The organism is Streptomyces sp. NPDC003034, assembly GCF_053591375.1.
The window spans coordinates 238,624-257,258 of sequence record NZ_JBSFTS010000001.1; the positions used below are offsets into that span (position 1 = coordinate 238,624).

Genomic DNA, 18,635 nt, shown 5'->3' on the forward strand with positions numbered 1-18,635 from the left:
CACCCCATTGACCTCGAACCGGCTCCCCGCCGCCGCTCTTACGACGGCCGGATTCCATCGGCCGGGGCCCCCGCTCTACTCTGTCGTGCAGCACGCCACTAGGGGGAGCAGACATGGACAGCAGCAACACCAATCAGCGCCGCATGCGTTCCGGAGCCGTCGCTCTCGGCGGCATGGGCCTGCTCGCGGCCACGCTCGTCGCCTGCGGCTCCGGCGACGAGCCGGACAAGCGCTGCGCGTCCCGCACCACGCTGCAGAAGCTGAACAACAAGGAGTGCAAGAGCGGCGGCCACGGCTCGTACTACTACGGCGGCACCGTCACGAACGGCAAGGTGTCGGGCGGCAGTTTCGACAAGTCCGCCGTCACCCGCGGCGGGATCGGCGGCCACAGCCAGTCCGGCTCCAGCGGCGGCTGAGCGCGACCAGGGAAGTCACACCGATGAAGCGGCACACCATCGAGCCCCGCCCCGACTGGCAGCGGACCGTCGAGGAGCAGGGCCTGATCTACCCCCTCACCCGCTACCCCGACGACTCCCTGCGCCCCTACTGGGACGAGAGCGCGTACTACTCCTTCACCCTGCCCGAGGTGGAGGCGCTGGAGAACGTCGTGGAGGAGCTGCACGCCATGTGCCTGGCCGCGGCCGCGCACATCGTCGAGCAGGACCGGTTCGCCGACCTCGGCGTCACCGACCCGAAACTGGCCGCTCTGATCGCCGAGTCCTGGCGCCGGCGCGCCGAACAGCCGTCCCTGTACGGCCGTTTCGACCTGCGCTACGACGGCTCCGGCAGCCCCGCCAAGATGCTGGAGTACAACGCGGACACCCCCACCTCCCTCGTGGAGGCGGCCAGCCCGCAGTGGTTCTGGATGGAGGAGCGCTTTCCCGGCGCCGACCAGTGGAACTCGCTGCACGAGCGCCTGGTGGAGGCCTGGCGCCGCCAGGGCGAACTGCTGGCGCCCGGGCCGCTGCACTTCGCGCACTCCGAGACGGACGAGCTCGGCGAGGACCTGATGACGGTCGCCTACCTCCAGGAGACCGCCGAGCAGGCCGGACTGGACACCCAGGCCCTCTCCGTCGAACAGATCGGCTGGGACAGCCTGTCGGGCCGGTTCGTGGACGAGAAGCTCCGCTTCATCCGCAGCTGTTTCAAGCTCTACCCGTGGGAGTGGCTCGTCACGGACGAGTTCGCCCCGCAGGTCCTCGGCACCTACGACCACGGGGGCGGCTCCGGCACCACCTGCTGGATCGAGCCGCTGTGGAAGATGCTGCTGTCCAACAAGGCGCTGCTGGCGGTGCTGTGGGAGCTCTTCCCCGAGCACCCGAACCTGCTGCCCGCCTACCTCGACGGCCCGCGTGAGCTCGCGGACACCACCGGCTACGTCGCCAAGCCCCTCCTCGGCCGCGAGGGCGCCGGGGTCACCCTCCACACGGCGGGTGGGGGCGGCGAGCCGTTCGTACCGCAGGAGGGGGAGCGGTACTGCTTCCAGGGCCTCGCCCCGCTGCCCGACTTCGACGGCAACCGGGTGGTGCTCGGCGCGTGGGTCGTCGAGGACGAGGCGGCGGGGCTCGGCATCCGCGAGTCGGCGGGGCCGGTCACGGACGAGTACGCCCGCTTCCTGCCGCACGTGATCCTGTGAGGCACGGCCGGTGGGCGGCCGCGGCCACCCACCGGCCACGGACCGCCCACCGGCCGCCCGCCGGATCCGGCGTCACCGTCCGCCCGATCCGGCGGTGACATCCGGTCCGGCGGTGACGCCCGATCCGGCGGGTGCGCCGGGTCCGGCGGTCAGGCGTCCAGAACCGTCCGGAGCTGCTCCAGCCCCCAGTCCAGGTCCTCCTTGCTGATCACCAGCGGCGGGGCGAGCCGGATCGTCGAGCCGTGGGTGTCCTTCGCCAGCACCCGCCGCTCCATCAGCTTCTCCGAGATCTCCCGGCCCGTCCCGTGGGCCGGGTCGATGTCGACGCCCGCCCACAGCCCGCGCCCGCGCACGGCGGTGACCGCGCCCCCGCCGACCAGCAGGCCCAGCTCGTGGTGCAGGTGGTCGCCGAGCTCGGTGGCGCGCTGCTGGTACTCGCCGGTCCGCAGCATCGCGATCACCTCCAGGGCGACGGCGCAGGCGAGCGGATTGCCGCCGAAGGTGGAGCCGTGCTCGCCGGGCCGGAACACCCCAAGGACGTCCCGGTCGGCGACCACCGCCGACACCGGCACCACGCCGCCGCCCAGCGCCTTGCCGAGGATGTACACGTCCGGGACGACCCCCTCGTGCTCGCAGGCGAAGGTCCTGCCGGTCCTCCCCAGCCCCGACTGGATCTCGTCGGCCATGAAGAGGACGTTCCGCTCGCGCGTCAGCTCCCGTACGCCCCGCAGGTAGCCGGCGGGCGGGACCAGTACGCCGGCCTCGCCCTGGATCGGCTCCAGGAGCACCGCCACGGTGTTCTCGGTGACGGCCGCGGCGAGCGCGGTGAGGTCGCCGTACGGGACGATCTCGAAGCCGGGCGTGTACGGGCCGAAGTGGTCGCGGGCCTCGTGGTCCGTGGAGAAGGAGACGATGGTCGTGGTGCGCCCGTGGAAGTTGCCGGCCGCGACCACGATCTTCGCGTGCCCGTCCGGGACGCCCTTGACCTCGTAGCCCCACTTGCGGGCCGTCTTCACGGCCGTCTCCACCGCCTCCGCGCCCGTGTTCATGGGCAGCACCGCCTCCTTGCCGCACAGCGCGGCGAGCTCGGCGCAGAAGTCGGCGAAGCGGTCGTGGTGGAAAGCGCGCGAGGTGAGCGTGAGCCGCTCCAGCTGCGCTCGGGCGGCGTCGATCAGACGGCGGTTGCCGTGCCCGAAGTTGAGTGCCGAGTAGCCGGCGAGCATGTCGAGATACCGGCGGCCCTCCACGTCGGTCATCCACGCGCCCTCCGCGGAGGCGATGACGACGGGCAGCGGATGGTAGGTGTGCGCGCTGTGCGCGTCAGCGGAGCGGATGGCATCAGCAATTGTCGACACGGGGTCTCCGATCGTCCGTCCTGGCCTGTGACGAGGGTGCGCCACCTTCTTATCGTCGCTCGTACATCGGGCACAGAAACCTTCCGCGTGGCGCGAGCGCTAAGGTGATCGGTACGCACGGCGACTGGCGTACGGAGAACCAACTCCGGGGGAGCCGCGCGCGCACGACCGCACACAGGGCCGCTCGCCTGGGCCTCGCGGGGTACCGATCCCCATCGACCCCGGAGGAGCCCGCATGTCCGCGAGCCGCCATCCCGCCCTGTCCGCGACCGACCCCGAACTGGCGTCCTTCGTCGCGGCGGAGGAAGTACTGCAGGCCGAGACCCTGCGCCTGATCCCCAGCGAGAACTACGTGTCCGCCGCCGTCCTGGAGGCCTCCGGCACGGTCCTGCAGAACAAGTACAGCGAGGGCTACCCCGGCCGCCGCTACTACGAGGGCCAGCAGAACATCGACCGCGTCGAGGCCCTCGCGGTCCAGCGGGCCAAGGGCCTGTTCGGCGTGGACCACGCCAACGTCCAGCCGTACTCCGGCTCCCCGGCCAACCTGGCCGTGTACCTGGCCTTCGCCGAGCCGGGCGACACGGTGATGGGCATGGCGCTGCCGATGGGCGGGCACCTCACCCACGGCTGGGGCGTTTCGGCGACGGGCTCCTGGTTCCGGGGCGTGCAGTACGGCGTCCGCCGCGACAGCGGCCTGATCGACTACGACGCGGTGCGCGACCTCGCCCTCACCGAGCGACCGAAGATCATTTTCTGTGGCGGTACGGCGCTGCCGCGCACGATCGACTTCGCCGCCTTCGCGTCCATCGCCGAGGAGGCGGGATCCGTCCTCGTCGCGGACGTCGCCCACATCGCGGGCCTCATCGCGGGCGGCGCCCACCCGTCCCCCGCCGCGCACGTGGACGTCATCTCCACCACGACGCACAAGACGCTGCGCGGCCCGCGCGGCGCGATGCTGATGTGCCGCGAGGAGCACGCGAAGGCCCTCGACAAGGCGGTCTTCCCCGGGCTCCAGGGCGGCCCCCACAACCAGACGACGGCGGGCATCGCGGTGGCGCTGCACGAGGCGGCCCAGCCGTCGTTCACGTCGTACGCGCACGCGGTGGTCGCCAACGCGAAGGCGCTGGCGACGGCGCTGCTGGAGCGCGGCTTCGACCTGGTGTCGGGCGGTACGGACAACCACCTGATCGTGATCGACCTCACGGGCAAGCAGGTTGCGGGCAAGGTGGCGGCGAAGGCGCTGGACCGCGCGGGCATCGTGGTCAACTACAACACGGTGCCCTTCGACCCGCGCAAGCCCTTCGACCCGTCGGGCATCCGGATCGGTACGCCGTCGCTGACGTCACGGGGGCTGTCGGCCGGGCACATGCCGGTGGTGGCGGACTGGATCTCGCGCGCGGTGGACGCCGCGGCGAAGGCGGACGAGGCGGCCCTCGCCGCCATCAGCGCGGAGGTCACGGCCCTGATGTCGGCCTTCCCGGCCCCGGGGCTGCCGGTCGCCTGAGCCCCGGCGGGGGTGCCGGGGCGCCGCCCCGGCACCCCCGCCGCGCGGCGGGCACGGCGCGGGACCGCCGGAAGGGGACACGGTCCGCCGCGGCGCGGAAAGCGGTCGCTCGGCCGGGGCGGGATCCGGACGCGGCGATACTGCCTGGTACCCGGGCGGCGCCCGGGCCGGCGCGGAGGCGACGCGGAAGGTTCCGGCCAGCGGGGGCCGGAGCCGGCCCCCGCACCTGAGAGAATGGGGCCATGGCTTCTGATCGTCCTCGCGCGCTCTCCGGCATCCAGCCCACCTCCGGTTCGTTCCACCTCGGGAACTACCTCGGAGCCATTCGCCAGTACGTCGCCCTCCAGGAGACGCACGACGCGTTCTACATGGTGGTCGACCTCCACGCGATCACCATGCCGCAGGATCCGAAGGACCTCCGCGCGAACACCCGCCTCTCCGCCGCGCAACTGCTCGCCGCCGGGCTCGACCCCGAACGCTGCACGCTCTTCGTCCAGAGCCACGTGCCCGAGCACGCGCAGCTCGGCTGGGTCATGAACTGCATCACCGGTTTCGGCGAGGCCAGCCGGATGACGCAGTTCAAGGACAAGTCCGCCAAGCAGGGCGTGGGCAACGCCACCGTCGGCCTGTTCACGTACCCGATCCTCCAGGTCGCCGACATCCTGCTCTACCAGGCGAACGCCGTGCCCGTGGGTGAGGACCAGCGCCAGCACATCGAGCTGACGCGCGACCTCGCGGAGCGCTTCAACCAGCGGTTCGGGCAGACCTTCACCCTCCCCGCCGCGCACATCGTCAAGGAGGTCGCGAAGATCTACGACCTCCAGGACCCGACGATCAAGATGTCCAAGTCGGCTTCGTCCCCCAAGGGTCTGATCAACCTCCTCGACGAGCCCAAGGTCACCGAGAAGAAGATCAAGAGCGCGGTCACCGACACCGAGGCCGAGGTGCGCTTCGACGCGGAGAAGAAGCCCGGCGTCAGCAACCTGCTCACCATCTACTCCACCCTCACGGGCGAGACGGTCCCCGCCCTGGAGGCGAAGTACGAGGGCAAGGGCTACGGCGCGCTGAAGACCGACCTGGCCGGCGTGATGGTCGACTTCGTCACACCGTTCAAGCAGCGCACCCAGGAATACCTGGACGACCCGGAGACGCTGGACTCCATCCTGGCCAAGGGCGCCGAGAAGGCCCGCGCGGTCGCCGCCGAGACGCTCGCGCAGACGTACGACCGCCTCGGTTTCCTGCCCGCCAAGCACTGACGGACGCATCTGCGAAAAGAGTCCCCTGGCTATCCGGGGGGTGCTGCCGCCACACTGGGGCGGGCGGCGGCACAGCGCGCGCACGGCGCACGGACACAGCGCACGGCACAGCACGTGCACGGCGCACAGACACGGCGCACAGAACAGGCAGAGCCTGCGGACATCGGCAGGCACCGGCGGACAGACGGAGGAGAAATTCGTGGGGACCGTAACGCTCGGCGTTTCGATCGCGGTCCCGGAGCCGTACGGCAGCCAGCTCCAGGAGCTGCGCGCGGGCTTCGGGGACGCCGCCGCGCACGGCATCCCCACGCACGTCACCCTCGTACCGCCCACGGAGGTGGCGGCGGACCGGCTTCCGGAGATCCGGGCCCACCTGGCGGGGGTCGCGGCCTCCTTCCGCTCCTTCGGGATGCGGCTGGCCGGGACGGGAACCTTCCGGCCCCTTTCACCGGTCGTCTTCGTCCAGGTCGTCGAGGGCGCCTCCGGCTGCACCCGCCTCCAGAGCCAGGTCCGCGATCCGGCCGGGCCGCTCAGCCGTGAGCTGGCCTTTCCGTACCACCCGCACGTCACGGTGGCCCACGGGATCTCGGAGGAGGCGATGGACCTGGCGTACAAGGCCCTCGCCGAGTACGCCGCCGAGTGGATCTGCGAAGGCTTCGCGCTCTACGAACAGGGCTCGGACGGGGTCTGGCGCAAGCTGCGCGAGTACCCCTTCGGGGCCGGTCCGACCGGGGTTCCGCCGCAGCTCGGGTCCCCGGCCGACGAGGCGGCGGAGCCAACCGTACGAAACTCCTGACGGAGCGGCCGCAGGGCCAGCCGGGCGCGGAAACGAAGCCTTCGCAGGACCAGGGTGTGGAACGGACGAGCCGTAGGGCGAAAAGTCACAATCGACGACCGTAGTCGCCGAAAGCGGCAATCCATGCTATTTCCGACAGTTCAATTACGGTGACCCCATGGACTGGCTGACGAGACTCCCGGTGGTGGGGCCGCTGGTGGCCCGTCTGATGCGGACCCACGCCTGGCACGCGTACGAACGTCTCGACCGCGTGCACTGGAGCAGACTCGCCGCCGCGATCACCTTCATCAGCTTCCTCGCCCTCTTCCCGCTGATCACCGTGGCCGCCGCCGTCGGTGCGGGGCTGCTCAGCCGGGAGCAGCTGGACCGGCTCCAGAACACCCTCTCCGAGCAGGTCCCGGGCATCTCCGACCAGCTCGACCTGGAATCACTCGTGGCCAACGCGGGCACGGTCGGCCTCGTCGCCGCCGGCGTCCTGCTCTTCACCGGCATCGGCTGGGTCGGCTCGATGCGGGACTGTCTGCGCGCGGTGTGGGAGAAGGACGACGAGGACGAGGGCAACCCCTTCGCCCGCAAGGGCAAGGACGCCCTCGTGCTCCTGGGCCTCGGCGGCGCGGGCCTCGGCTCGGCCGCCGCCTCGATCATCGGCTCCAGCGCGGTGGGCACCTTCGGTGCCTGGCTGGGCATCGCGCAGGACGGTGCGGGCGGAGTGGTGCTGCGGGTCGGCGCCTTCCTCGTCGGGGTACTGGCCGCCTTCCTGCTCCTGCTGTACGTGCTGACGCTGCTGCCCGGCGTCGAACCGCCGCGCGGCCGGCTGATCCAGGGCGCGCTGATCGGCGCGGCGGGCTTCGAGCTGCTGAAGCTGCTGCTCAGCGGCTACATCCGGGAGGTGGCGGCGAAGAGCATGTACGGGGCTTTCGGCGTCCCGATCGCCCTGCTGCTCTGGATCAACTTCACGGCGAAGCTGCTGCTGTTCGTCGCCGCCTGGACGGCGACGGAGGAGCCGGCGGCCGGGGAGACGGATACCGAGGCGACCGGGGAGACGGATACGGAGGCGGCCGGGGAGACGGATACGGAGACGGAGACGGTCACCGCCCCGGACCGGGAGCCGGGCCCGGACGCGGATCCCGAGGCCGGTCCGCGCACCCGGCCCGTCGCGCCTTGAGCCGTCCGGGGCGCCCCGGGGGCCTTCGAGGGGGGCGTCTGGCGGCCCTGGCGCGGTACGAGGACCCGGGGCACCCTCGCCGGTGCGTCAGTTCGCGCCCCCGCTAGCCGACTCGCCCCAGCCGCCCCGCCCACTGCGCTCCATGGGCTCCCGCGGGGAGCGGGTCAGCAACCCGCTCTCCTCGGTGAACCGGGGAAGCTGGGCGCGCAGCGCCGGGGCGCCGAACAGTGCGACGCACAGCAGCAGTGCGCCCGGGGCGTCCCGCTCCGTGGCGTGGCGGGTCCCGGAGTGGTCCTGGCGGAGCCCGGCGAGCAGTCCCGTGCCGCGCAGGGTGCGCCGAGGCCCCGCCCACAACGCGAGCGCGGCGAGGTTGGCGAGGAGCGCGAGCCACAGCCACACCGTCGCCCCGCCACCCGTGGCGGCCCAGGCGGGCGCGGCGGCGAACACCGGGAGCAGCAGGGCCCGTACCGCCCACCGCCGCTTGACGGACACCAGCAGCCCCGCGCGCTCCAGCCCGCGGGCCGTCTCCCGGACGGCAGCCCGCACCCGGTCTGCGTTCTGCAGCCGGCGGGGGTGCGTTTTCCGGTAGAGAGCGCGGTACTGGGCGCGGGCCACGGCGGAGCAGCCGCGCGGCGGCAGCCGGTCCTCAACCGCCCGGACCGTCTGCCGGGACCCGGCCTCCACGGCTCCGGCCAGGTACAGCTCGACCAGTCCGGTCTGTGCCGCCCCCCGCACACCGCCGCGCAACAGCCCCACCTCCACCGGCGACAACACGCCGCGCGCCTGCGCGACCCCTCCTGCGCTGAACCGCAACGCCGCGGCCAGCAACACCAGACACCACGCCAAACCGGTCGCCATCCCACCCGTGAGCCCCATCAAGCACACCCCCCAGGCCTAACCTTCCCCGGCCCGCCAGCGCCCCAAGCGTCCTGCCCCAGGGCAGCGCGGCGGGCGAGGTGGCGCAGCAGGCGTCAGCCGCGTTGACACACCTCGGGTAGGGATTCGGATCGCCCTGCCGCGCGTGCAGGAATGTCAGGCGACCACTTCCGGGTCCGCGCCCGGGCCTCCGCCGCCGCGACCGGGCGGCCAGCGGCGGTTGGCGAAGAAGGCGCCGGCCGCCAGCAGGGCCGCCAGGCCCGTCGAGACACCGAACGCGGTGCCGACGCCCGAGCCGGCGCCGGCCGCCGCCGGGTCGTTCTCGTGCGACTGAGCGGGGGACCCGAGGGAGGAGGTGTCGGCACTCTTCGGCGGTACGAGCTCACCCACGGGCTTCACCTTCCCCGCGGCCGAGAAACCCCAGTCGAAGAGCGCGGCAGTCTCCTCGTACACCGAGTTGGCACCTCCGGCGCCCGGGTTCATCACCGTGACCAGCAGCTTCTTGTCACCCTTCTGGGCGGCTCCGGTGAAGGTGGAGCCGGCCTTGGTGGTGGTGCCGTTCTTCACCCCGGCGATGCCCTTGTACGGGGAGATGCCTCCGGCGCCCGTCATCAGCCGGTTGGTGGTCTGGATCTCGAAGAATTCGCGCGGCTTCCCCGGCACGTGCCGGCCGGGGAACCGCGCGCTCACCGTGCCGCAGTACTCCCGGAAGTCCGGCTTCTGCAGCCCCGAGCGCGCGATGAGGGTCAGGTCGTACGCGCTGGAGACCTGGTCCGGGGCGTCGTACCCGTCCGGCGACACCACATGCGTGTCCAGGGCCTGGAGCTCCTCGGCGTGCGCCTGCATGTCCTCGACGGTCTTCTCGATGCCGCCGTTCATGGCCGAAAGGACGTGCACGGCGTCGTTCCCCGACCGCAGGAACACCCCGAGCCACAGGTCGTGGACGCTGTACTCCTGGTCCTCCTTGACCCCGACCAGGCTGCTCCCGGAGCCGACGCCGGAGATGTCCTCCTCGTTGACCTTGTGGACCCGGCCCTTGGGCAGGCCGGGCAGCAGCGTGTCCGCGAAGAGCATCTTCAGGGTGGAGGCGGGCGGGAGCCGCCAGTGCGCGTTGTGCGCGGCCAGGACCTCGCCGGAATCGGCGTCGGCCACGATCCACGACCGCCCCGTCAGGTTCGCCGGCAGTGCGGGCGCACCCGGCAGCAGATTGACCTGGGTCCCGGGCCGACCGAGGAGGGTCCCGCCGACCGTGGACATGGACGCCGGCGGCGCCGGGGCCGCCCGGACCTTCGCCGCGACAGCGGGGGCCTTCCGCTTGGGGGCCTTGCCCTTCGCGGCCTTCGCGCTCTTCGGAGCCTGTGCCACCTTCGCCGCCGGGGCCTTCGGAACCCGCGGAGCCTGCGGGGGCCGCCCCTTGCCGTCGGGCGTGGGGGCTGGCGCGGAGTGCGCGGGGCCCACGAGCACCGCGGGAATCAGCAGCGCGGCGGAAAGGACCGCGAGCGCGGTCTTCTTGGCAGACACGCAGGTGAAAGTACATGCATATGAACTGCCCGCCGATACGGACCGGCCCATCCCCTGAAACCACTGCCGGGACAGCCCACCCCGGCGCGTCCTTCCCGCGGAGGAATCCGATACTGAAGGCATGAAACTCAGCCGTACCGCCTCCTGGTTCCTGCTCGCGTTCGGGGTGTGGAGCTGGTTCATCTGGGTGTCTTTCGTCCGGAACCTGTGGAAGAACAGCAGTGGCCTGGCGTTCGATGCGGCGGGTGACCCCACGTCGTACTTCTGGGTCCACCTGCTCCTCGCGGTGACGTCCCTTCTTCTGGGGACGGCCGTCGGTGTGATCGGGCTGCGTGCGGTCCTGGCCCTGCGCCGGGGCGCGCGCAAGGACTCCGGCGCATGAGAATCGTGATCTTCGCGCTGGTCGCGTCGGCCGTCCTCGCCCTCCTGGTCCTGGTCCACCGCTGGCTGTGGATCCGCCTGGTCCGGGATACGACGGCCCCCGGCGGCCTGCCCCGCCGCATCGGCACGGCATCGGCCATCGCCCTGCCCCTCCTCTCTGTGGCCGCGTTGACCACGGGCCGCGCCGGAGTGCCCTTCCGGGTCCAGCAGGCGGTGGCCTGGCCGGGGTACCTCTGGCTCGCGGTGCTCCTCTACCTGTCCCTGACGATGCTGGTGGCGGAGCCGATCCGCGCGCTGTTGCTCCGCCGTCTGGCCCACCGGGCGCCCTCCGCAGGCGGACCGGACGAGCCGGCCCCGGCCGCGGCGGGCGCGGAGCCCGGCCTCGCGGAGCCCCAGGTGGCGGGCCCGGCGGCCGTGCCGGAAGCGGCGCCGAGTGCGGACATAACGGCAGAAGCGGGAGGGCCGGGCGGGGTGACCGCCTTGCAGACCACGCTCACCTGTCCCACCCCACCCGTCCCGACGGCCGAGCAGCCCGCCGGGACCATGTCCGAGACGGCGCAGAGCCTCCAGGGCGACGGCCCGCCCCCGGCAGCGCCCGGCGCGGGCGGTACGGCCCTGAAGATCACCCGCCGCCGGTTCGTCGCGCGAGCGGTCGGCGGCGCGGCCGCCGCCGTGGCCGTCGCCACCGTGGGCAACGGCGCGTACGGGGTCCTGCGCGGCCCGAGCGTCCGGCGGGTGCGGGTACCCCTCGCCAAGCTGCCCCGCGCGGCACACGGTTTCCGGATCGCCGTCGTCAGCGACGTCCACCTCGGCCCGGTGCTCGGCCGCGCCCACTCCCAGCGCATCGTGGACACCGTCAACCGAACCCAGCCCGACCTGATCGCCATCGTCGGCGACCTGGTCGACGGCGACGTCCGGGACCTCGGCCACGCCGCCGAGCCGCTGCGCGGGCTCACCGCCCGCCACGGGTCGTACTTCGTCACCGGAAACCACGAGTACTTCTCCGGCGCCCAGCAGTGGATCGAACACGTCCGCGAGCTCGGCCTGACCCCGCTGGAGAACGCCCGCCGGGCGATGCCGTACTTCGACCTCGCCGGCGTCAACGACATCGCGGGGGAGACCGAGGGCCAGGGCCCGGACTTCCGGGCGGCGCTAGGGGACCGGGACCGGTCGCGCGCCGCGGTCCTCCTCGCGCACCAGCCCGTCGTCATCCACGACGCCGTCCGGCACGGCGTCGACCTCCAGCTCTCCGGCCACACCCACGGCGGCCAGCTCTGGCCGGGCAACTTCATCGCCGAGCTCGCCAACCCGACCGTCGCCGGCCTGGAGCGCTACGGCGACACCCAGCTCTACGTGTCCCGCGGAGCCGGCGCGTGGGGACCTCCGGTCCGGGTGGGGGCGCCGTCCGACATCACCGTCGTCGAGCTCGCCTCATACCAGGCGTGACGCGGGGCGCACCGAAAAGCCCCGCCGCTCCGAAGGGGGTGGAGTGGCGGGGCCCTGTTGCGGCTGGCTTGCGGTCAGGCGCCGAGCTCGCCGGCCTTGACGCAGCCCACGAAGGACGAGAACGCGGCAGCGGCGAAGATGAGCGCGGGACGCTCGGGCTCCTTGGAGTCCCGAACGGGTACCACGCCCTGCGGGGAGGCAAGGTTGGCGGCGACCTCGATGCACTGGCCGCCGTTGCTACTGTAAGAGGACTTGTACCAGTGGGGTTCGGTCGTCACAGGGTGCCCTTTCGTACCTCATGGATCATGGCCACGGATGCCGCCTGTGACATCGCTTCGGCCTGTAGCTGATGGTAGGCCGTCAGCATGGGCTGAACGAACCTGATATCCCGCTCCAGCCGCCCTTGCTGCGCGGACTCGGAGTATGCGATGTGCGACCTGTCGGCAAGGGTCAGAAGTGTGACCGGCAGATCGAACGATCGCCGCTCGCCGAGGTCATAAGGGGCAAGCTGCACAACGGTGTTCGGCAGCTCGGCGAACTCGGCCAGGCGCGTCAACTGGGCGTCCATGACGCCAGAGCCCCCGATCGGTCGCCGGATGCAGCTCTCGTCCATGACCGCGTAGATCAGCGGACGGGGCGTGCGCTCTATCGATGCCTGACGCCGCGCGAGGAGCGCAAGCCGCTCCTCCGCCTGCTGACTCGTGATCGCTCCCCGTCGCACGGCGCCCGATGCGATCGCGGCCGCGTACTGCGGAGTCTGCAGGAGTCCGGGGATGATGCCCAGCTCGAAGAGCCTGATCTCCGATGCCTCCGCCTCAATCGCCACGTACTCAGGGAAGCCCTCCAGTAGTGCCGTATGACGAACGGCCCTGCCCTGTCGTTCGAGCTGGTCACCGGTCCCGAACGCCCTGTCAGCACTCTCCGCGAAGTGCGGAGTTGGAGGGCGCCGACCAGTTTCCACAGCTGAAATATGCGTCCCCGAATATCCCATCCGCACTGCCAGCTCGTCTTGTGTCCAGCCGCGTTCATCCCGCAACGTGCGCAAACGCTGGCCGAACGCCGCACCCGGCGATTCTTTGGGCTCTAGCTTCTTCCGGTTCAACGGCCACCGTCCAACTCTTCGTGCAACTGACGCAAGTTGAGGACAGCCCGACTCTAGGTCACGCTGAACTGCCTTGGTAGTCGAAGCACTACGGAGAGGAACGGCGCCATGCCAACGGCAGGGCAGGAGACGGCACGGATCGATCCGCTCGAACCGGTGCCCGTGAGCGGCTGCGGCGTATGTGTGGCTCTGGCCACCGACCGCGAGATCTTCCGGGACACCGGCGACCTGTGTTCCGTCGCCGAGCAGAACGCCGAGCTTCGCAACCACCCGCACGGCCGGAAGGGGAGCATGACCCCGAAGGCGGTCCTGCGCTACATCAGCTACGTCATGCGCCGGCACCCGTCCGCCGAGACGACCGCCACCGCCCGCTGCCTGAACCCCGAGTGCGACTGGGCTTCCGCGCCGACCGGGAGCGCCGACGTCTGCACCGACATGTGCATTCAGCACACCGGCCGGACGGGACACATGACCTACCTCCGGGAGTTCTCGGAAGTCGCCGTCGTGGAGCGGGTCCCGTGACGCGGGCGCGTCCGTTACGCGCGTCCGTTACGCGCGTCCGTTACGCGGGGCCGGGCTCGGGGTCGCGATCGGGGCCCGGACCGGCGTCCGGGTCGGACGCCCGCTTGCGCGCGCCGTTCGTCGCCGTCTGCGCCATGCCCGGCAGGAAGTCCGCGAACAGCTCGTGCACTTCCCGCACCAGCGGCCTCAGCACCCGGAAGCGGGCCAGTACGATGCCCCGCGTCGTCAGCTGCGCCCCGCGCTCGGCGAGCCGCCGCGTCTTCTCGCTGTCCGGCGAGCGGTCGAAGACCCAGTACAGCACCAGGCCCATCTGCGAGAGCCACATCAGCTCCGGCAGTACGTCGGCCAGTTCGGCCGGCACCTTGGTCTTCGCCCCCGCCAGCACCTCGCGGTGGATGTCGATCGCCGCCTGGCGCGCGGCCTGCGACTCGTCCGAGAACGGGCTGAGGGGGCTTTCCGGGTCCGCCGCGTTCTTGAAGAACTGCGAGGCGAACTCGTGGTACGGGGCCGCGATGTCGAGCCAGCTCGTCATCACGCCCGCGAGCCGCTTCTGCAGATCCGTCTCGCTGTCCAGGATCGGCCGGACCGCCGCCCGGTGAGCGGCGCCGATCCGGTCGTAGAAGCCCTGGACCAGGTGTTCCTTGGACTCGAAGTAGTAATAGGCGTTGCCGACCGAGACTCCGGCCTCCTTCGCGATTCCCCGCATCGTCGTCTTGTCGAAACCGCGCTCCTGGAAGAGCCGGAGCGCGGTTTCAAGGATGAGCGTGCGGGTCTGCTCGCTCTTGAGAGCCTTCTGATCAGTCACGATGGAACAGCCTATCCGGGGACGGAGCACTGCTCGCCACAGCCCGGTGCCCCGGACTCCGCACCGCCGCCGCCCACGCCCAAGCCCCCGTCCCCGTCCCCGGCCGCGCTTTCCCTCCGTACCGCCTGCCGCACTCCGGCGGCCGTGTACATGGCCGCCCGGGCGAAGGGCCGGCCGGTCGGTGTGGCGAGCCAGTTGGCCTTCGGCCGGTGCTCGGCCAGCGCCCACAGGCACATGATGAAGGCGTCCGTCCCGGTCCACACGTGCCCGGTGTCCGAGATGACGGTGATCTCCCGCAGCGTCGACGCGTGGTCGAGCCACGGATACCGCTGCCACGCCTCGGACGACGCGGCCGGTACGAACCGGAGCGGCACCAGTTGGTGCCGGCCGAGCAGCCAGTGCCGGATGTGCACACAGAGCGGGCACCCGGCGTCGTACAGGACGGTCAGCCTCCGGACCGCCCCCACGGGCGGCACCGCTCAGGCCCCGACCGGAGCGGTCCACCCCTGCGGGGCGACCGGCGGAGTCTGGCGCCGCTCCATGATCCCCCGGCGGCGCATCCTGTTGAGCACCCAGACGTTCCCGAGGTGCATGACCCCGAGGACCAGCAGGACGACACCGATCTTGACCGACAGTGCCTCGAAGAGGCCGCGGGCCGCCACGATCTCCTCGGCCGACCGCAGGTAGAGCGTCACGAAGCCGATGTTCACGAGGTAGAAGCCCACCACCAGCAGCTGGTTGACGGCGTCGGCGAGCTTTTCGTTGCCCTGGAGGACGTCGCCTATGAAGACGCGGCCGTTACGGCTGAGCGTGCGGGCGACCCACACGGTGAGCCCGATGCTGACGAGCAGGTAGATGACGTACGCGACCACGGTGAGGTCCATAGCCCCAGCCCCCTTGAACGTGTTCAATAACCCCGACAGCTGTCACTGTAGGGGCTTTTTTGAACATGTTCAAGCGGACGGCGTCGGCGTTCGGCCCTAGAAGCTCAGCGAGCGCGCGTAGTTGAGCTGCGACATCACCCACGGGTACGTCTGTGGGCCCGTGGCCGGGATCATCGTGGAGTGGTGGCGGCCGCCGCTGGAGACCGTGACCTGGATGTAGCCGGTGGTCTTCTTCTCCTTCATCAGGAGGAACAGCAGGCCGATCAGGCAGAACAGCGCGAAGACGATCGCGAGCACGATCGCATGGGTCGGGATCTTCTCCTCGGTGCGCGAGAAGTCGGTCGCGTTCCACATCGCGCCCCTGAGCGGCATCGTGCCCGACGGGGTGATGATCTGGTCCCCGGCGATGGTGATGTCGCCGAGCGACAGGCCGGCGCCGCCCGGATTCGGGGCCGCCATGGGGGCGTAGGCGGGGTCGGGCAGGCCCGGGCCGCCGATGGTCGGCTGGTAGGCCGGGGCGGAGGGGTAGGGCTGCTGGGGGTAGCCGTAACTCGGTTGGCCCGGGCCCGGGTTGTAGCCCGCAGGGCCGGGCCCGTCGCCCTGACCGGGATCGCTCGCGTATGGATTCGGCTGCTGCTCACTCATGTGGCCGATCCTTCCACAGCCACCCCCCGGGCCGTACCCGGTTGAAAGGCTTCCGCGTTGCAGCGGATGCCCGTCCCCCGCACCGCCGTTCCCGCACCGCCGCCCGGCACGGCGGAGGCCCGCACCCCGGCAGGGATGCGGGCCTCCGCGAACCGACGACTGACCGACGGTGAACCTACGGCAGGTCCACGGTCGGAAGGGTCAGAAGCGGCGCGTGATCAGCGCGCGCTTGACTTCCTGGATCGCCTTCGTGACCTCGATGCCACGCGGGCACGCGTCGGTGCAGTTGAAGGTCGTGCGGCAGCGCCACACGCCGTCCTTGTCGTTCAGGATCTCCAGCCGCTGCTCGCCGGCCTCGTCGCGCGAGTCGAAGATGAAGCGGTGCGCGTTGACGATCGCCGCCGGCCCGAAGTACTGGCCGTCGTTCCAGAACACCGGGCACGAGGACGTGCACGCGGCGCACAGGATGCACTTGGTGGTGTCGTCGAAGCGCTCGCGGTCCTCGGCGGACTGCAGGCGCTCGCGCGTCGGCTCGTTGCCCGTGGTCACCAGGAACGGCATGACGTCCCGGTAGGCCTGGAAGAAGGGCTCCATGTCGACCACGAGGTCCTTCATCACCGTCAGGCCCTTTATGGCCTCGACGGTGATCGGCTTCTCCGGGTTGATGTCCTTGATCAGCGTCTTGCAGGCGAGCCTGTTCTTGCCGTTGATCCGCATCGCGTCGGAGCCGCAGATGCCGTGCGCGCACGAGCGGCGGAAGGTCAGCGTGCCGTCAAGGTCCCACTTGATCTTGTGGAGACCGTCGAGCACGCGCTCCTTCGGGTCGATCTCGATCTGGAAGTCCTGCCACTGCGCCTCGTCCGAGATCTCGGGGTTGAAGCGGCGGATCCGGAAGGTGACCGTGATGTAGGGGGAGGCCGCGGCCGCCGCCTCCATCTGGTCCGTCTTGCTCAGGGTCGGGGTGCCCATCAGTACTTACGCTCCATCGGCTGGTAGCGGGTCGTGACGACCGGCTTGTAGTCGAGCCGGATCGAGTCCGAGCCGTCGGCTCCGACCTCGCGGTACGCCATGGTGTGGCGCATGAAGTTGACGTCGTCGCGGTTCGGGTAGTCCTCGCGGTAGTGACCGCCGCGGGACTCCTTGCGTGCGAGCGCGGACACGGCCATGACCTCGGCCAGGTCGAGCAGGTTGCCCAGCTCGATGGCTTCGAGCAGGTCCGTGTTGAAGCGCTTGCCCTTGTCCTGGACGGACACGTTCTTGTAGCGCTCGCGCAGCTCCGCGATCTTCTCGACCGCGGTCTTGATGGTCTGCTCCGTACGGAAGACCATCACGCACGCGTCCATCGTCTCCTGGAGCTCCAGGCGCAGGTCGGCGACCCGCTCGGTGCCCGTGGAGTCGCGCAGCCGCTCGACCAGTTCGATGACCTGCTGCGCCGGATTCTCGGGCAGCTCGGCGTAGTCGTTGGCGTGGGCGTACGCGGCGGCCGCGATGCCCGAGCGCTTGCCGAAGACGTTGATGTCCAGCAGCGAGTTGGTGCCCAGGCGGTTCGCGCCGTGCACCGACACGCACGCGACCTCACCGGCCGCGTACAGGCCCGGGACGACCGTGGTGTTGTCCATGAGGACTTCACCCTGGACGTTGGTGGGGATGCCGCCCATGGCGTAGTGCGCCGTCGGCTGGATCGGGATCGGGTCCGTGTACGGCTCGATGCCGAGGTAGGTGCGCGCGAACTCGGTGATGTCCGGGAGCTTGGCGTCGAGCTGCTCCGGCGGCAGGTGCGTCAGGTCCAGGTACACGTGGTCACCGGCCGGACCGCAGCCGCGGCCCTCGCGGATCTCGGTGTAGATGGAGCGCGAGACGACGTCACGGGACGCGAGGTCCTTCATGACCGGCGCGTACTTCTCCATGAAGCGCTCGCCGTCCTTGTTGCGCAGGATGCCGCCCTCACCGCGGGCGCCCTCCGTCAGCAGGATGCCCATGCGCCAGATGCCCGTCGGGTGGAACTGGAAGAACTCCATGTCCTCCAGCGGCAGACCGCGGCGGTAGCAGGCCGCCTGGCCGTCACCCGTGAGGGTGTGCGCGTTGGAGGTCACCTTGAAGAACTTGCCGGTGCCGCCGGAGGCGTAGATGACCGACTTGGCGTGGAAGACGTGGATCTCGCCGGTGGCGAGCTCGTACGCGACCACACCGGCCGACTTCTTGACGCCGTCCTCCTCGACGAGGAGCTGGTCCAGGACGTAGAACTCGTTGAAGAACTCCACGCCCTCCTTGACGCAGTTCTGGTACAGCGTCTGGAGGATCATGTGACCGGTGCGGTCCGCGGCGTAGCAGGACCGGCGGACCGGGGCCTCGCCGTGGTTGCGCGAGTGGCCGCCGAAGCGGCGCTGGTCGATGGTGCCGTCCGGCGTGCGGTTGAACGGCAGGCCCATCTTCTCCAGGTCGAGGACGGCGTCGATGGCCTCCTTCGCCAGGATCTCGGCGGCGTCCTGGTCGACCAGGTAGTCACCGCCCTTGATCGTGTCGAAGGTGTGCCACTCCCAGTTGTCCTCCTCCACGTTCGCCAGCGCGGCGGCCATGCCGCCCTGCGCGGCGCCCGTGTGGGAGCGGGTGGGGTAGAGCTTCGTCAGCACGGCGGTGCGGCTGCGCTTCGTCGCCTCGATGGCGGCGCGCATGCCCGCGCCACCCGCGCCGACGATGACGGTGTCGTACTTGTGGATCTTCATTGGTTTCGCCTCAGCCCC

At 70.8% G+C, this 18,635-nt stretch carries 20 protein-coding genes and 1 riboswitch; of the genes, 9 read left to right on the plus strand and 11 right to left on the minus strand.

The features are described from left to right. Positions 1 to 113 precede the first annotated feature (113 nt). Together ACWDX7_RS01170 and ACWDX7_RS01175 are read left to right on the plus strand one after the other, a co-directional pair. Positions 114 to 416: a hypothetical protein gene (locus ACWDX7_RS01170; protein ID WP_451491541.1), complete on the plus strand. Its 303-nt coding sequence runs from the start codon at positions 114 to 116 to the stop codon at positions 414 to 416. A 23-nt stretch (positions 417 to 439) separates the two neighbouring features. Continuing rightward, entirely contained in the window at positions 440 to 1,636 is a 1,197-nt protein-coding gene (locus ACWDX7_RS01175; protein WP_451491540.1) for a glutathionylspermidine synthase family protein, read from the plus strand. Between the two features lie 149 nt (positions 1,637 to 1,785). On the opposite strand, the gene rocD is transcribed toward ACWDX7_RS01175, so the two are convergent. After that, on the minus strand, positions 1,786 to 2,991 hold the full coding sequence (gene rocD / locus ACWDX7_RS01180) for an ornithine--oxo-acid transaminase (protein ID WP_451491539.1): 1,206 nt from the start codon (positions 2,989 to 2,991) through the stop codon (positions 1,786 to 1,788). Between the two features lie 110 nt (positions 2,992 to 3,101). Further along, a riboswitch (ZMP/ZTP riboswitch) is annotated at positions 3,102 to 3,192 on the plus strand. Positions 3,193 to 3,226: 34 nt separating this feature from the next. Between rocD and ACWDX7_RS01185 the strand changes: the two genes are divergently transcribed. The 4 genes from ACWDX7_RS01185 (at position 3,227) to ACWDX7_RS01200 (ending at position 7,712) form a co-directional block, all read left to right on the plus strand. Continuing rightward, on the plus strand, positions 3,227 to 4,495 hold the full coding sequence (locus ACWDX7_RS01185) for a serine hydroxymethyltransferase (RefSeq protein WP_451491538.1): 1,269 nt from the start codon (positions 3,227 to 3,229) through the stop codon (positions 4,493 to 4,495). A gap of 242 nt (positions 4,496 to 4,737) precedes the next feature. Beyond that, positions 4,738 to 5,751 (plus strand): tryptophan--tRNA ligase, encoded by a 1,014-nt coding sequence (gene trpS, locus ACWDX7_RS01190; RefSeq protein WP_451491537.1) that lies wholly within the window; start codon positions 4,738 to 4,740, stop codon positions 5,749 to 5,751. Between the two features lie 199 nt (positions 5,752 to 5,950). After that, positions 5,951 to 6,547, plus strand: a complete 597-nt coding sequence (locus ACWDX7_RS01195) for a 2'-5' RNA ligase family protein (protein ID WP_451491536.1) — start codon at positions 5,951 to 5,953, stop codon at positions 6,545 to 6,547. A gap of 157 nt (positions 6,548 to 6,704) precedes the next feature. Further along, the gene (locus ACWDX7_RS01200; RefSeq protein ID WP_451491535.1) at positions 6,705 to 7,712 is read left to right on the plus strand and encodes a YihY/virulence factor BrkB family protein; all 1,008 of its coding nucleotides are present in this window, start codon (positions 6,705 to 6,707) and stop codon (positions 7,710 to 7,712) included. A gap of 87 nt (positions 7,713 to 7,799) precedes the next feature. Here ACWDX7_RS01200 and ACWDX7_RS01205 read toward each other — a convergent pair whose 3' ends face one another. Continuing rightward, a complete protein-coding gene (locus tag ACWDX7_RS01205) occupies positions 7,800 to 8,588 on the minus strand; it encodes a TIGR04222 domain-containing membrane protein (RefSeq protein ID WP_451749128.1) in 789 nt (262 codons plus the stop codon). Between the two features lie 156 nt (positions 8,589 to 8,744). Then, entirely contained in the window at positions 8,745 to 10,232 is a 1,488-nt protein-coding gene (locus tag ACWDX7_RS01210; RefSeq protein WP_451491533.1) for a D-alanyl-D-alanine carboxypeptidase family protein, read from the minus strand. Here ACWDX7_RS01210 and ACWDX7_RS01215 point away from each other — a divergent pair. Continuing rightward, the gene (locus tag ACWDX7_RS01215; RefSeq protein ID WP_451491532.1) at positions 10,231 to 10,491 is read left to right on the plus strand and encodes an SCO4848 family membrane protein; all 261 of its coding nucleotides are present in this window, start codon (positions 10,231 to 10,233) and stop codon (positions 10,489 to 10,491) included. The two genes, ACWDX7_RS01210 and ACWDX7_RS01215, sit on opposite strands and share 2 nt — an antisense overlap. Beyond that, complete coding sequence (locus ACWDX7_RS01220; RefSeq protein WP_451491531.1) at positions 10,488 to 11,936, plus strand: metallophosphoesterase; 1,449 nt, start codon at positions 10,488 to 10,490, stop codon at positions 11,934 to 11,936. Before ACWDX7_RS01215 ends, ACWDX7_RS01220 begins: the two co-directional genes overlap by 4 nt. Positions 11,937 to 12,010: 74 nt before the next feature. Here the strand turns inward: ACWDX7_RS01220 and ACWDX7_RS01225 are convergent, their stop codons facing one another. Together ACWDX7_RS01225 and ACWDX7_RS01230 are read right to left on the minus strand one after the other, a co-directional pair. Further along, positions 12,011 to 12,214, minus strand: coding sequence for a DUF397 domain-containing protein (locus tag ACWDX7_RS01225; RefSeq protein ID WP_451491530.1), 204 nt, complete (start codon positions 12,212 to 12,214; stop codon positions 12,011 to 12,013). Then, complete coding sequence (locus ACWDX7_RS01230; protein WP_451491529.1) at positions 12,211 to 13,038, minus strand: helix-turn-helix domain-containing protein; 828 nt, start codon at positions 13,036 to 13,038, stop codon at positions 12,211 to 12,213. The genes ACWDX7_RS01225 and ACWDX7_RS01230 overlap by 4 nt, the downstream gene beginning before the upstream one ends. A gap of 108 nt (positions 13,039 to 13,146) precedes the next feature. Here ACWDX7_RS01230 and ACWDX7_RS01235 point away from each other — a divergent pair, with 108 nt between their 5' ends. Then, positions 13,147 to 13,560: a DUF7848 domain-containing protein gene (locus ACWDX7_RS01235; RefSeq protein WP_451491528.1), complete on the plus strand. Its 414-nt coding sequence runs from the start codon at positions 13,147 to 13,149 to the stop codon at positions 13,558 to 13,560. Positions 13,561 to 13,600: 40 nt separating this feature from the next. On the opposite strand, the gene ACWDX7_RS01240 is transcribed toward ACWDX7_RS01235, so the two are convergent. The 6 genes from ACWDX7_RS01240 to sdhA form a co-directional block, all read right to left on the minus strand. Then, positions 13,601 to 14,365: a TetR family transcriptional regulator gene (locus ACWDX7_RS01240; RefSeq protein ID WP_451491527.1), complete on the minus strand. Its 765-nt coding sequence runs from the start codon at positions 14,363 to 14,365 to the stop codon at positions 13,601 to 13,603. A gap of 11 nt (positions 14,366 to 14,376) precedes the next feature. Then, positions 14,377 to 14,832: a thiol-disulfide oxidoreductase DCC family protein gene (locus ACWDX7_RS01245; RefSeq protein WP_451491526.1), complete on the minus strand. Its 456-nt coding sequence runs from the start codon at positions 14,830 to 14,832 to the stop codon at positions 14,377 to 14,379. A gap of 12 nt (positions 14,833 to 14,844) precedes the next feature. Further along, positions 14,845 to 15,249, minus strand: a complete 405-nt coding sequence (locus tag ACWDX7_RS01250; RefSeq protein WP_451491525.1) for a hypothetical protein — start codon at positions 15,247 to 15,249, stop codon at positions 14,845 to 14,847. Between the two features lie 96 nt (positions 15,250 to 15,345). Next, positions 15,346 to 15,894: a hypothetical protein gene (locus tag ACWDX7_RS01255; RefSeq protein ID WP_451491524.1), complete on the minus strand. Its 549-nt coding sequence runs from the start codon at positions 15,892 to 15,894 to the stop codon at positions 15,346 to 15,348. Between the two features lie 201 nt (positions 15,895 to 16,095). Then, the gene (locus tag ACWDX7_RS01260) at positions 16,096 to 16,863 is read right to left on the minus strand and encodes a succinate dehydrogenase iron-sulfur subunit (RefSeq protein ID WP_451491523.1); all 768 of its coding nucleotides are present in this window, start codon (positions 16,861 to 16,863) and stop codon (positions 16,096 to 16,098) included. Beyond that, entirely contained in the window at positions 16,863 to 18,617 is a 1,755-nt protein-coding gene (gene sdhA / locus ACWDX7_RS01265; RefSeq protein ID WP_451491522.1) for a succinate dehydrogenase flavoprotein subunit, read from the minus strand. The genes ACWDX7_RS01260 and sdhA overlap by 1 nt, the downstream gene beginning before the upstream one ends. Positions 18,618 to 18,635 lie beyond the last annotated feature (18 nt).